Here is a 14445-nt window from a genome sequence, read left to right as displayed (position 1 = left end):
GATAGTTCTTCGCGTAGGACCCTTCTCAGTCGGGGGCGCCCACCTAGAATTTCATCGTCGTACGCAGACCGAAGACTACCGCGTTCTTGAGCGCTTTGCCCCGCATCGGCCCCGCCGGATCCGTCGCGCCGCCGCCGGGGTGGATGACATATTGGAAGTTGGGCTGGAGCGTCCAGCCGTCCCTTAGCTGGTACTGATACACGGCCGTTAACAGTCCTTCGAAGCTGCGTACCGGCCAAGCCGGACCGACAAGTGCGCGATAGTCGGCGTCGAGCGCCTGGGCGCGTTTCGAGACGTGCGCATAGCCGGCCGCGACGCCGAACTTGTCGTCCGGCCGTTTGTCGCTCAGGCCGATGAATTCGAGCCCGGCGTCGGCGTAGAGATCGATCAGGTTGCGGTCGGCGGGAGCGCCGGAGACGCGAGCGAATACGCCAATTCCCCGGTCATCGTTCTTGGGCACGCGATAGATCTGCTGCTCGAAGACTGCCCATCCGCCGACGTCGCCCGCCAACATGAGCGGAGCGCCGCTGCTGATCGGTGCCGCAAGCGAAACGCCGTTGCTGGCGAGTTGAAGATCGGAGAATGGCCCGAAGTGACGCCATCCGCCGAACTTGATCTGGCCCGCCAGATTGGGATCGCCCTTCTTGTTGTTCCAGGCGTACTGGATCTGGCCGAGCAGGAGAGGTGGATCGTTGATCCGGAAGTTGACGCCATATCGGTTACGTTGTTGCGGGTCGCCCGGGCCTGGACCTGCCTGATTGCCGTCGAAGATGCCTCCGAGGACGGATAGCTGATCCGTGATGTTGAGCAGCAGCCGGGTACCCATTGCCGCTAACGGCGGCGACGGGCCGCCGCTGGGCAGGTCGAGCGATGTGATCGCCGGCCACCCCATCGAGGCGTTGGTGAAGACGTCGGTGTATTTCGTGTTGAAGAACTCGCTGTCGGCGGCGAGCTGCCCGAACTTCAGAGAGATCTTTTTGTTGCCCCACTGCTTTTCGAAATAGGCTTCGTATAGGCGCGTCGACGGCAACGCTTCGATGCCGCTGACGACGAAGAGGTTATCGAGATAGTTGCGCGACAGTCCCTCGCCGTGAATCTGGAACATGTTGGCGTGGAAGGTCAGCTTGTCGATGCCGGCGAGCTTCTGCAAGTCGACATCGACCGCGAGGTTCAGCCGGCCTTCGTAGATCGCTCCCTGCTTCAGTCCGCCGGAGACGTTTCCGAGCGTCTCGCCGATGTATGTCGCGGCGAACTTGATCCCATATTTTTTTTGGAAGGGGTTCGGCAGAAGCCCAAGGGTCTTCTCCTCGACCGTGCTCTCGCCGGTGTCCGGATCGGCAGGCTTGTCTTCGTCAGTCTTCTTGTCCTCCTGCGCGAAAACATGCGTCCCCGCGAGTAGTCCCGCGGCAAGGATTGCCAGCGCCAGGCATCTAACGGACATGTTCAATTGAACTGCATACGGAGGACTCCACGATACGACGCATTGGCGCATGGTCGGACGGCAAACTCAAGAGCGTACCGTGGCCTGTTCCGGAACCCGACATGCGATGGTCGTGGGCAAGCATGCAATGTCAGAATCCGAACCGACTGGACGCGACTGACTCCTGTCTAATTCGTTCGTTGCTGAGAACCGAACTATATTATCGATCAGCCCGGCGCAAATGCCGGGCTTATTCGTTGCGCTCGTCTCGCGGGGCACAGCTCGCAGGAATGAGCAGCGCCGGCGACACAGTCATACCAGCGTCTGGATCATACCAGGGGTTTCGACCACGGTGACGCGGACGGCGCGCCGCTGCACAGCTTCAACCAGCGAGCGGAAGTCTCCATCACCCGAGAACAGCACCATCTGGTCCATGTGCTCCGCGAGCTCCATAGCATCGACTGCAAGCTCGATGTTCATGTCACCCTTGACCTTGCGACCGGACGCCTCGATGTATTCCTTCGTCGCCTTGGTAACGACCGTGTAGCCGTTGTAGTCCAGCCAGTCGACCAGCGGCCGGACCGAGGAGTAATCCTGATCCTCCATCATGGACGTGTAGTAGAACGCTCGGAGCAGCGTCCCGCGAGTTTGAAATTCGCTGAGCAGCCGCTTGTAATCGATGTCGAAGTTGAGGGTCTTGGCTGTGGCATAGAGATTGGCTCCGTCGATTCGAGGCCGCCCTTCTCGTCCTTCGTCGCCTTATCTCATTTCCCTATGGATTCTTGGGAAATACTCTCGAAATCAGCGAGTAGGATAGCTTATAGTCGCGCGATACGCGTACAAGGGGGCTTCTCGGTGAACGACAGTTCGGTGGAAAGAGCCAGATGGCTCCGCGATTTGCTGCGCTTTTTGCCTCTGCGCAGCCAATTCGTGCTCTCCGGCAATACGCGGGACCTTCAGATCCACGAGCTCGGTCCGGGCGAGTTGACCGCAGCGCCGCTATCGAGGGTCCTGCCGGACGTTTTGAAGGCAGCTGGTTATGGGCGGATCGCATGGTTCGATCTTCTGAACGGATTTCGGGACGTCGAGCCGGCCGACGGAAGCTACCTCACTCAACTGGGTCTAGTGCCGACTGCTGGCACAGCGGCCGGCGGGATCGATCTGTTGTCGACGACGCTCGAACGGCACGTCATGGCTGAAGGCCAGCCCTCCGCCCTTATCGTCGACTTTGCCTCAAGACTGATCGCGCGAAACGACGCCTTATCACCTGCCGAGCACCAGCTTTTCTCCCGGGCGCTGATCCTGTCTCATGCGGCGCGGGCGCGTCCGGCGGGCGACAAGCGGCTGCCCTTCTTCAATACGGTCGTGTGGATCGTCGACAAGGAGGGTGATCTGCCCGATTGGTTCCTGATCGGAAACCCGAAGATCAGACACGTGCCCATTGGGCGACCGGATCATCTTGCGAGAAGGAGCATGATCCGCTCCCTTGTCCGAAGTCTACCCGGCGCGCAGAACGCGGACCAATCTGACCTAGAAAAGTGTACTCAAGCATTCGTGGACGAGACTGAAGGCCTTCTGTTGCTCGACGTCAGCGCGGTCGCGCAGCTCGCCCGCAGCGAAGGCGTGCAGTTCGATCGGATCGGGGATGCCGTCCGGCGCTTCAAAGTGGGCGTGACTGAGGATCCCTGGCGCAAGATCAGTCGCGACAAGATCACTTCGGGTGAAGAGTTCGTCAGACGCCGCGTCAAGGGACAGTCTCACGCAGTCACTCATATGCTCGATATCGTCAAGCGCGCGGTGACGGGGATCGGACAATCGCCGCGCGGCGGCCGGCCAAGAGGTGTCGTCTTTCTTGCCGGGCCGACCGGTGTCGGCAAGACGGAACTCGCCAAGACCATCACCAGCCTGCTTTTCGGCGATGAATCTGCGTATATCCGCTTCGACATGTCGGAGTTCAGTGCCGAGCACTCGGACCAGCGGCTGATCGGGGCACCGCCCGGCTATATCGGGTATGACGTCGGAGGCGAGCTTACGAACGCGATCCGTGAGAAGCCGTTCAGCGTCGTCCTGTTCGACGAGATCGAAAAGGCCCATCCGAGGATTCTCGACAAATTCCTGCAGGTCCTCGACGACGGCGTCCTCACCTCGGGACGAGGCGATCGTGTCTATTTCTCCGAAGCCTTCATTGTCTTCACCTCAAATTTAGGCATCTACGTACCGGGGCCATCTGGTGAGAGAATTGCCAACGTCACGCCCGAAGAGACCTTCGACGGCGTGCGGAGAAAGGTCCGAAGCGAGATCGAAAAGCACTTCAAACAGGTCCTGAACCGGCCCGAGATATTGAACCGGATCGGAGAGAACGTCATCGTCTTCGATTTCATCCGGCCCGAGGTTGCAAACGAGATATTCGATCAGATGGTCGACAACCTGCTCAGGGACGTCAGCTCGCTCGGCTATGGCGTGACTTTGACCGGAGCTGCCCGCGAGGTCCTTCGCGGCCTGTGCCTTTCTGATCTTTCAAACGGCGGCCGCGGCATCCGCAATCAGGTTGAATCTCACCTCATCAACCCGCTGTCGCGCAGTCTCTTCGATCGCGGAGCGGAAGCCGGACACAGATACAGGATTGAACAGATTCGACCTGGACCATCGACCACGATCGATCTCGTGAGCGAGCAGTCCCGATGAGGATGGTCAATCTGTCGCGCATCCATTTCCCGGTCACAACGTTGGGGCCTGGCCGAAGGATCGGGATCTGGTTTCAAGGCTGTTCGATCCGCTGCCCGGGATGCATCTCCATGGACACCTGGGCGCACGGACGAGGAACGACGACCGTAGAGAAAGTCGTCGAGGCAGTCTCGCCATGGCTTTCGACCGCCGATGGGATCACGATTTCGGGTGGCGAGCCCTTCGATCAACGCGAGGCTTTGTTCGATCTTCTGGCGCGGCTTAGAACTCGAACGAAGGCGGACATCCTGGTCTTTACCGGCCACCCGTGGACCGCGATCTGCGAAGCGCTAGCCACATCGCCATCTCTGATCGACGCGGTCGTTTCCGGGCCGTTCGATATCGATGAAAAGCAAACCCTCGCGCTTCGTGGCAGCGACAATCAGGAGCTACACCTCATGACGCCCCTGGGCCGCGCTCGGTTCGCGAGTTTCGACCGGCCGATGGACGAAAGAGACCGCACCTTCGACGTCATGTTCGACGATAATGGCGACGTCTGGCTTGCGGGCATTCCGGCTCGTGGCGACTTCCGGCGCCTTCGACATATGCTCGAAGGCGGCGGAGCGACGCTGGGAATTTCGGAAGATACACATATTCCCTCTGTTTAGAATTTTGCTGATGATCAGACTTTGCCCGAACTGTAATACCGAACGCCCCGTCAGCGAGATCTTTTGCGAAGGCACGTTGAACGGCCAAACCTGCGGCTGGGACTTGTCGGCCGTCGATATAACGCTGGCGGGATCGGCGAGACCAAGGCGAAATCCAGCTGTAATTCCTCTTTCGAGCGCCCCGACCTGCCGAAACGGTCATCAGGGCTCTCCTGGCGACCTGATCTGCAGCCTATGCGGCGAGCCGATCATCGAGGGGGACGAGGCGCCCTCACCGACCGAGCCCATTCCGACGCCACAGCCCGCGCCAGCGCCCGGCCACGAAACGGTCGTGGACGGTTGGCATCTGCAGGATCGGATCGCCTCGTCCAGCACAGTTCGCGAGCGCTTCGTCGCCACGCGCGCCTCAGACGGACAGCGAGGAATACTCACGCTTTACGCTATAGGCTCGGAACCGGACCAAGCGATCTACGATTTGCTCTTAAAGCTTCCTCGAGATCACGTCCCGGAATTCTTCGCAATCGGTCGCTGGCAGGACCGCTCCTACGAGGTCGCGGAGGAATTCAAGGGCGGCACTCTGGCGGATTTTGCCGTCGATCCAGCCGATCCGGCGTCTGTTGCAACGTTAGTCGGCGAGCTCGCCAAGGCCGTTCACGCTCTCACCGAAGCCGGATTGCGACACAGGGATCTGCGCCCCTCCGTGGTCTTCGTGCGGTCAAAAGAGCCACTTGACCTCGTCATCGGGGGCTTCGGCTCGGCACGGCTCTCCGAATTCGACCTCGATATCGTGTCTCCGCTTGAAACCACTCGCTATATGGCGCCCGAGGCGATCGCCGGCGGCGTCGCCCCCGCTTCCGACTGGTGGAGCATGGGGATGATCTTGTTGGAGAAGATCACCCAAGGCGCGTGCTTCGAAGGCATCAATGAGCAGGCCTTTCTGATCCACATTCTCACCAACGGCGTACACCTCCCCGAAAGTTTGGATGAGCGGATCAACACGTTGCTGCGCGGCCTGCTGGCGCGTGACAGGCGTCAGCGCTGGCAGTGGAAGGAAGTTCAGGCCTGGCTACGCGGAGAAAGTGTTTCAGCGCCAGCGGCCGATACAGCGGGCGACACAGAGGGCCGAAGCTCGATTTCGCTGGGCGGCAAACAATATCGATCTGCAAACATGTTCGCATTGGCAGCCGCGGAAGCTGCGAACTGGGACCAAGCCAAAGCGCTTGTCCTCAGAGGGGCCGTTGCAAGCTGGACTTCGGAGGCCGGCTTCGAAGCGGCTGTTGCGGCAGGTCTTCGGCAAATTCTGCGGACTGAAGACCTTCAGGAGGATTTGAAGCTCTCCATCTCACTTAAAACCCTCAATCCGTCGATGCCTCTGATCGTCAGAGGCAATATCGTCACACCGGGTTGGCTGCTCGACCACCCGAGCGACGGTTACAGTCTGATCACAGGTCCTGCACCCGACCTGCTGCGGAAGATTGATCCGGACGATTGGCTCTGGCGCCTGAAGGTCCGCTCGGACACGGTTCGTAAGCGACTGGACCAACTCGAAATCGCGGTCGACGAGGATGCTCTGCGCGTTCACCTGCTGTCGACCTCTATGGCCCGCCTGGCCGCGCTCTGGGAAGAACGGCGAAAGCTTTTCCCCGATACCGACCATGCCGGCGTAGCAGCGCTCACTGAGCGCCGCATTTCGGCGGAAGAAGACCTCGTCATCCTGCTCAGCGCGACCTCGAACCAGTTCCGCTCGGTCGCCGAGGTCATCGAAGAAGCAGAAAAGGAAGCGTCGACGGCCGGGCTCGGCAACTTTTCGGCAGAGGAGGCGACAACGCTCCTCGGCCGCCCACGTCGCGAGATCTACCAGGCGATTGACGAGCGCATTCAAAACTTCGCCAGATGCGGCATCAAGGACGTCGACGAGTGGGCGGACCAGTTTCGCCTGGACAGACGGATGCCCTTAGGGCGCGCGCTCGCCCTTCTTTGTGTGCCCGCCGAGACGTGGAGAGCGCTTCCGAAGCAAGGCTATGTGTCGACGATCTTGGACTTCTTCGCCAAGCGGATTTCAGGCGGCGTGTTGCGCGGGCCGCTGACGCGCATGCTGATCGGCAAATCGGCCAGGATCGATCTCACCGAGCTCGACACGTCCAGAGTGCCGGCAGCTGAGATTCTCGACCAACTGCTTGGTCGTACGAACCGGACCGTGAACGTCGATCCGGCGGCTTTCGCCGATGACGACGGGATTGAGCGAAGGTTGCGCTCTTTGCACTCCCATGCATTGCTCTACAGGCGCGATACCGGCATTGATGGCCTGTTCATGGGATTTCCGTTCCTGATCATGCGCGATCATCGGCCGAACGCGAGACCGCGGATTGCGCCGGTCTTGCTGTGGCCGGTGCGCGTCAATCCGGAGGTCGGAAACCGCGGTCATGTCGCTTTAGGTTATGGGCGCGAGAGAAATCCCGATACCGAGATCGAGCATGTTCTCGTCAATCCCGCTCTCGAAGGAATGGTCGGCATTCCCGAGGCAAGACGTTGGCAGGAAGCGGCCAACGAGCTCCTGACCCATGCAAGCTTGTCCGTCCAGGCGGTGATGGACGCCTTCAGCCGATTGGCCAAGCCTATCGGCAGCGAATTGACTGCTCTTCCCGGAAAGGACGTCGAAGTCGGCGCGCAAGAACGGCAGCTGGTGCCAGCAGCCGTGCTGTTCCATCTGGCCTTCATGGGCCAGGCGGTGATGAAGGATCTCGAGACCCTCCGCGGCTTGCCGCCGACGGCCACGGCACTGGAGGCCGCGCTGCGCCTGAACGAACAGCAGGCGGCGCCTTCGGCATCCCCACCGCTGAAAGAGGCCGACCGGTACTTTACTGCGGATAGTGATCCCTCGCAGGAGGCGGCCGTCCTCGAAGCACGTCAGGCGCCGGGACTGGTCATCGAAGGACCTCCCGGAACCGGCAAGAGCCAGACCATCGTCAACATGGTCGCGGACGCCATCGGCACGGGAAAATCGCTCCTCGTGATCTGCCAGAAGCAAGCCGCTCTCGAGGTGGTCCGCAAGCGCTTGGATAAGGAACGCCTGACGGATCGCTTCGTCATGATCACCGATGCCCACCGCGACCGTGAGCCGATCGTCGGCGCAATCCGTTCGCAGGTCCAGGCTTTGCACAACCTGTCTCCCGGAGGGTCTCCGGCCTGGAAGCGAGAGCGCGATCGCCTCGCGGCTCGCATCGAGACGCTCGAGACGGAGCTGGACCGTCGCCAGGTTGCACTTCATTCCGTGGATGATCGAACCGGATTGTCCTATCGAACGCTGCTCGGCGAACTGCTCGAGATCGAAGAAGGCAGCCCGAAACCTATTGACGCCCCTGAACTCCGCCCTTTGCTGGCAGATCTACATCCCGCGGACGTGGCGAGGATCGAGGAGAATTGCGGCCCGCTTGCGAAATTCTGGCTTCCGTCGAAATTTGAAGACAATCCTCTGTCCGCCCTCAAGCCGTTCAATCCCGATCGAGGAACCGCGGCCGCGCTGACCTTGCACCTACAGGCATTTTTGCAAGCCGACGCGCGGCGGGAGCAGACCGACGCTGAGACGGCGAATTGTCTGAAGATATCGGATGCGGCGGAATTTCGGTCCTGGCGCGTCGAAGCGGATGAGCTCCGCTCGATCAGCGATTCGGTCTGCGCAAATCTCGCTCGATTGCGGCCGCTGTTTCGGAACGTCGAGGATGGCACATCGGAAGCTGCGCGCATTCTTGAGGGCCTATCAGCGATTAAAGAAATCTTCTCATCGCTCAACGGCCCGTCCTACAAACCGAACTTTTGCTCCAAGCTCATCGCCTTCAATGAGGAAGAGCTCTGCTCTGCCGGGGAACTCGCGGGCCAAGTTCGCTTGCCGGCAAGCGCCCTACAATGGCTCAACCCGCTCCATTGGCTGCGAACGCGCCGTGTACGCCAGCTCCTTGCGTCATTGCAGCTCCCGCAAGATAACGACGCCATCAGCTCGTTGTACTATGCGGTCGAGCTCGAATTGGCCATACGCCGGCCAAGGCACGAACTCGAGCAATATTTCACGATCCTGTTCGGCCGTGCCCCCAATCTGGATCTGTCGCCCGGTCAGCTCGCCGATTTCGCCGAGCGCCTCGGCTCCTTCCTCAATGGTCTGGGAGGCCACAATTCGCTCATCGATCGGTGCCCGGAACGGCTTGAGCTCGAGAGAGCGCTCTCGGCCGGAACGACCGAGGAGCTCGGCACGTTTTTTGAGCGGGCTGAACTCGCGCTCAGAAGGCATGACACGCGGGAGGAGAGCCGCGCCGCATTGGACCGGCTGAGGACCTATTTCGACGAACTGTGGCTCGGATCGAGACGCTCGGCGATCGAGAATGGTCGCTCCAATGCGAGCGCCATTGACCAGATCGCGCAGGCTCTGCCGATGCTGAGCAGCTACCAGGAATATCGACTTCGCTCTTCGCGCCTGGACGACAAGGAGCGCGCCATCTTCGCAACACTCAGGTCCAGGGAGTCCGAACTTTCGGAACTGGCTTCCGAAGACCTCGACGCCTGCATTCGCGCCACTATAGGCCGCGAGGCCCGTTTGGCGTGGAAGGCCGATATGGAGGGTGCGAATTCTGACGTCTTGTTCGACGCCGACGAGCTAGATGCGAAGGTAAAATCGCTCGCGGAAGCCGACGCACAGATCCGGCAGTACAACCGGGATCTTCTCGTCCAAGGTATCGATGCAGCAAAAGTGCGTCCGACCAGCGAGTGGGACGCGATCACCAGGCTGCGTGGCCCAAGAGCGCTAAGATTGCGCGAATTCATCGATCGCGCCGCTCCGCTCGGTCTTTTCGCACTCCGGCCGGTCTGGCTCATGACGCCAGATGTCGCAAGCCGCGTGCTGCAACCTCGCGCGGGACTCTTCGATACCGTCATCTTTGACGAGGCTTCGCAGATGCCCGTTGAGTATGCGCTGCCCTCCCTGTTCCGCAGCAGGCTCGTCGTCGTCAGCGGCGACGAAAAGCAGATGCCGCCGACCTCCTTCTTCGCCAGCAAGGTCGAGAACGACGAAGCGGCAATATTCGACGGTGAAGAACCAGAAGAAGGAGCCAGCGAGGAGGAACGCGAAGCCTTCGCGGAGACGTGGAATCGCAGAGAGATCAAGGATTGTCCCGACCTCCTCCAACTCGCCCGCTCCGTGCTTCGGACCCGTACTCTGCAGGTGCACTATCGTTCGAAATATCGAGAGCTGATATCATTCTCGAACGCATCGTTCTACGCCAACGGCCTTAGCGTGCCCGTTCGCCATCCCGTAGAGACAATCCGCAGGCTCAAGCCGATCGAAGTCGTGCGCTCGGACGGCACTTACAAGGCCCAGACGAACCAAAAGGAAGCCAGCGATGTCGTACAATACCTATCGCAGCTCTGGGAGGATTCATCGCCACCGTCGGTCGGTGTCGTCACATTCAACCGCAAGCAGGCCGACGCCATAGAAGATGCTTTGGAAGATCGCGCCGAAAACGATGCAGCGTTCCGAGAGGCATTGATGCGCGAGCGCGAACGTATCGAACATGGCGAGGACATGGGCTTTTTCGTCAAGAATGTGGAGAACGTGCAAGGCGATGAACGTGACATCATCGTCTTCTCCACGACATTCGGCCGCAACGAACACAGCGTTTTCCGCAAGAGCTTCGGCGCGCTAGGCCACGCCGGCGGCGAGCGCCGCCTGAATGTCGCGGTAACACGTGCGAGAGAAAAGGTGGTGATCGTTACATCCATGCCGATATCGGAGATATCGGACCTGTTGACGAGGCGGAGTGGTCCCAGGGTGCCGCGCGACTATCTGCAAGGCTACCTCGAATATGCCAGGACGGTATCCGATGGTCTTGCAGACTCCGGAAAGACGCTCCTGGACCGGATGGTAACCGAACCACGTCCGCACCACGAAGCTGGACATCATGAGGACGACGGCTTCACCAGGTCCGTCGAAGCCTTTCTGGAAGCGAATGGCTATAAGCCCACTCGCGCTCGCGATGGCGGCGCATTCAGCCTTGATTTTGCCGTGACCGATCCCCGGACCGGCCTATACGCGATAGGCGTGGAATGCGATGCGCCGCGACACCAATTGCTTCAAAGAGCTCGTGCTCGCGAGATCTGGCGTCCCAATGTGTTGGGAAGAGCCGTTCCTTATGTCCATAGAGTTTCGTCGTATGCTTGGACTCATGCTGGAGACGCTGAACGCCTCCGGCTCAAGAACGCTGTCGAGCACGCGCTCCGTGGGAGAGGATTGCAATGAGCGGACCCAAAGCATTCAGGATCGTTACCCGAGCCGAGATCATCGCCATCTGCCACCGCAACCTGGCGCGGCTTGACGCCGCGATCGAAAGCTGGACGTCCGCCGGCAAGCGCAACGGAACGATTGAGCAGAAGGACATCGACAAAGTCATAGTCCGGCGAGATGAGCTTCGTCGCCTGCTCGACGCCGATCGTTTCGTCGAACTCCAGAAACAGGTTGCCGCCGAGATCGCCTTCCTTCAGGCGGATTCCGAGCGCCGGGTCGAAAGAACTGCCGAAATGGCGGCCCGTTCGAACCGCGAATTAAGGCGCTCGAAAGCCGCGGCCGAGGCACTGCTACAGAGGCTACAAGCCCTGAAAGTCGAAATTCCCACCGACATTCGAAGCGAGCTCAGTGGTTCGGCCGGATCTTCCGATCGCCTGGAAGCGGCGATGGCAAAGGCGCTGCTGCTGCTTTCTTCTCAGGCGGCACAGGAAACCGCGACAGACCGGCAACGCGAGCTTGCCACTCGCCTGGGCGCCGGCGAACGCCGCGGCACGCTGCAGGAATGGATTGCCGGGCAAGTTCAGGAGATGGAGGATCCCGCCTTGGGACGCGTCGATACTCTTCTCGGCGAGTTGCGCGGGCTTGGCATCGATTCCTCCCCATTCTCGGACCGTGTCGCACTGCTGGAAGCAGAGCCGCTCGTTCGAAGATCGCTTGTCGCGGACAGTCTTCTGCTCGACCTGGCCGCGGCCGTGAAGGATGGCCGCGCCAGCGCGCGACTAGCGGACGAGCTTCGGGCGCGACGCGCCGAGCTTTCCGTGATGAAGTCAGCGGAGGCTAACTCGCTGCTGACCGAAATCGAGGAGACCCTCGCCTCGCCGGCGCCCGGCAACCGGCAAGAGCTCGTCAAACGCGCCGACGTTCTCATCGAGGAAGAATTCAAGGCGATGGCCGCGGCGGAGCGCAGGCGCGCGGTGCTCGAAGGTCTTGCCAGCCTGGGATACGAAGTATCGGAGGGAATGGCGACCGCCTGGGTCCAGAACGGCCAGATTGTCCTGCGTAAGGCGGCGAATCCTGGCTACGGAGTAGAGCTCTTGGGCGGATCGAGATCGGATCTCCTCCAGGTGCGCGCCGTAGGTATCGGCAGCTCGGCCGAAGCTCGCGATGCGAAACGTGACCACGACATCGAAACGATCTGGTGCGGCGAGTTCGATCGCCTGAAGGCGTTGGTCGCTAAAGCAGGCGGGCACTTTGCAATGGAATTCGCAAGGCCCGCCGGCCAATTTCCTCTCAAGATCGTGTCAGTTCCGGATGTAAGCCACGAAGCGGAAGTTGTTGAAAGTTCATATCGAGCACTATCAATCAACACGCCCAATTAGCAATTTGCAAGAACCCAGCTACTAACCTAACAGAGATCATCTCGCAGATGTCCGCGAAGATCACACAGCCCGAAGTATTTCTTTCGCGCAGTCGAGAGCTGTTGCGGCAACTCCTTTATGGTCGTCCCTTATAATCAGACTGTCTATTGCCCCGCGCACAAATTCAGGATTTAGCCTATCGATCTGAGCGATGGTTTCGATCACGTTCTGTCGATATGGGTTCAGCTCGCGGATCAGTTCGGCGGAATGATCGACGCTCGCTGCAGCGATATCAAAGATATCTCGCGGTTTGATACTCGCTCCACGAAAGATGATCTTTGGCGATGATTTCCGGAATCTTTTCTAGAAGGACGTTCATACCTTCAATTTCTCTCTCAATCGTTGGGTTAGCGGTCTTGTGACCAGCAACGATGAAATCGATCTCGCCAACAGCTTCGAACGCCAATTTGAGAAAGCGATTGCTGTCACTCTTGTATTCGCTTGGGCGTATCTCGAAGTTGAAGTCCTGTTTGTGCGGATCCCAAAACGGCAGCGATTGCGGATCACAAAGAAAGATGTCCACGTCGTGGCTTTCGCGATGTGCAATTTGCAGCATCATCGCGGTGCCCCCGCCGAACGTCCAATGGGTCTATGACGGTTCCTTGCGAGTTAACTTGGCCAATTAGATCGCGCGCTATCCGAAATAGCTTCGCCCAATCCGACCTGGTCTTCTCGGTTATCACGCTGCAATCGGGTAATGCTCACCCGAATAGCTGGAAAACGCTTTTGCAGAAGCAACGAGCTCCGCATCGCTGATGCCGAACTGATGTGCGAATTCTTTCTGCGAATACGTGTCAACTTCACCGAAGAAAGCCGACATGTGTCCCGGCATTGTTTTAGCGGCAGCTGGATTCTTAAGGCAAAAGACGAGCGCCTGCGCGTCCAGCTGCTTGCTGTGAGGCGCGTTGATAGCGGCGAGAACTAGCGTCGAGATCGTCATTTGCGTCCCTTTTGTCCCGAGCGCAGGCAATCGAATTCCACTGAAGGTGGTGGAATGTCCAACGAAGTCAACCCAGCGAAATAGCTGATCATTTAAGCACGGTACCTTTATTACCGTATCGCGAAGCGTGTGCAAACCCGGTCCTGACGTTGGCCGCCTGAGGAAGCGAGGGCGTCGCCGGATCCAGCGCCCTGCTCCACGTGGTGCACATCCGATCCGTACGCCAACCACTTCGCCGGCTTGCGGATCTCACTGTCGGACCTCGTGATCGAGGCCAAGCTCGGATCCGCACGGCCGGCCGTTTTGCTCGGCCAGTTCCTTGGTCGTCAGGTGCGGCCGCGGCCCACGGGGCAGGCCCCTCCAGGTACGTAAGAATGCGCAAGCCACCTGGCTCCACGTCACCCCAGTGAAGGAACGGCACCTTTGTCCGCACGGTCACCAGAACGTTCGACAGGAGCTCGATGGGCCGCGCGGGGAAATACAGGTGTACACGACAAGGCTGCCGTTCTGGATCTCGTGGGCTTGCGTGCCGATTCCGAGGTGATGGTGCGCACCGTACCGACTTGATGGCGCGCAGCGTTCCGAAATGATCGCGCGCAGCATTCCGAGCATTGTCCGCGCAGCATTCCGATTTGATTGCGCGCAATTTCGGATGGTGTGAGGCCCGATCGTTGAGCCATTTCTCCGGCTGGAAGCAGCTGGGAGGATTGGATGCCGACGAGGAGGGTTATCATGCGCCAGGTGCGCGAGATTGTGAGGTTGAGCCTTGAGGCTGGGCTCTCGACGCGCGTGGTTGGCGAGCGCGTCGGCATCGGGCCGACGACGGTACGTGACACACTGAAGCGGTTTGGGCGCGCGGGTCTGGTATGGCCGGTCCCGGAAGCGATAAGCGACGCCGAGCTGGAGCAACTGCTGTACGGGGTGCCCGGCGTGAAGCCGGGTCGCCGCAAGGTGGCAGAGCCTGACTGGTCCGTTATTGCCCGCGAGCTCAAGCGCAAGCATGTGACCTTGCAGGTGCTGTGGGACGAGTACATTGCAGAGCATCCGGACGGGTACCGGTACAGCCG

At 60.0% G+C, this 14445-nt stretch carries 8 protein-coding genes and 1 pseudogene; 5 read left to right on the top strand and 4 right to left on the bottom strand.

Features of this window, described 5'->3' with window-relative positions:
* Positions 1–43 precede the first annotated feature (43 nt).
* Both BLV07_RS40310 and BLV07_RS40305 read right to left on the bottom strand, forming a co-directional pair.
* Entirely contained in the window at positions 44–1441 is a 1398-nt protein-coding gene (locus BLV07_RS40310) for a carbohydrate porin (RefSeq protein WP_091897647.1), read from the bottom strand.
* 318 nt (positions 1442–1759) lie between these two features.
* A pseudogene (locus BLV07_RS40305) lies at positions 1760–2149 on the bottom strand (LabA-like NYN domain-containing protein); the annotation flags it as partial.
* Positions 2150–2275: 126 nt separating this feature from the next.
* On the opposite strand from BLV07_RS40305, the gene BLV07_RS40300 reads away from it, so the two are divergent.
* Genes BLV07_RS40300 through BLV07_RS40285 form a run of 4 tightly spaced genes read left to right on the top strand, consistent with a single transcriptional unit; the run spans position 2276 to position 12399 of the window.
* Positions 2276–4105 carry an AAA family ATPase gene (locus BLV07_RS40300; RefSeq protein WP_091897642.1) on the top strand — a complete coding sequence of 610 codons (1830 nt, stop codon included), beginning with the start codon at positions 2276–2278 and terminating at the stop codon, positions 4103–4105.
* Complete coding sequence (locus BLV07_RS40295; RefSeq protein WP_091897639.1) at positions 4102–4752, top strand: 4Fe-4S single cluster domain-containing protein; 651 nt, start codon at positions 4102–4104, stop codon at positions 4750–4752. Before BLV07_RS40300 ends, BLV07_RS40295 begins: the two co-directional genes overlap by 4 nt.
* Positions 4753–4762: 10 nt before the next feature.
* Complete coding sequence (locus tag BLV07_RS40290; protein ID WP_176946082.1) at positions 4763–11035, top strand: AAA domain-containing protein; 6273 nt, start codon at positions 4763–4765, stop codon at positions 11033–11035.
* The gene (locus BLV07_RS40285; protein ID WP_091897633.1) at positions 11032–12399 is read left to right on the top strand and encodes a hypothetical protein; all 1368 of its coding nucleotides are present in this window, start codon (positions 11032–11034) and stop codon (positions 12397–12399) included. Before BLV07_RS40290 ends, BLV07_RS40285 begins: the two co-directional genes overlap by 4 nt.
* Before the next feature lie 271 nt (positions 12400–12670).
* On the opposite strand, the gene BLV07_RS49375 is transcribed toward BLV07_RS40285, so the two are convergent.
* Positions 12671–12997, bottom strand: coding sequence for a hypothetical protein (locus tag BLV07_RS49375; protein WP_244551383.1), 327 nt, complete (start codon positions 12995–12997; stop codon positions 12671–12673).
* Positions 12998–13117: 120 nt separating this feature from the next.
* Positions 13118–13378: a hypothetical protein gene (locus tag BLV07_RS40275; RefSeq protein ID WP_091897630.1), complete on the bottom strand. Its 261-nt coding sequence runs from the start codon at positions 13376–13378 to the stop codon at positions 13118–13120.
* Between the two features lie 732 nt (positions 13379–14110).
* On the opposite strand from BLV07_RS40275, the gene BLV07_RS40270 reads away from it, so the two are divergent.
* The coding region (locus BLV07_RS40270) for a helix-turn-helix domain-containing protein (protein ID WP_143035665.1) at positions 14111–14445 on the top strand (335 nt) is incomplete at its 3' end.

This window comes from Bradyrhizobium sp. Rc2d (genome assembly GCF_900099855.1).
Classification (GTDB): domain Bacteria; phylum Pseudomonadota; class Alphaproteobacteria; order Rhizobiales; family Xanthobacteraceae; genus Bradyrhizobium.
Note: the sequence above shows the minus strand (reverse complement) of the source record. Positions and strands in the feature narration are given on the sequence as shown.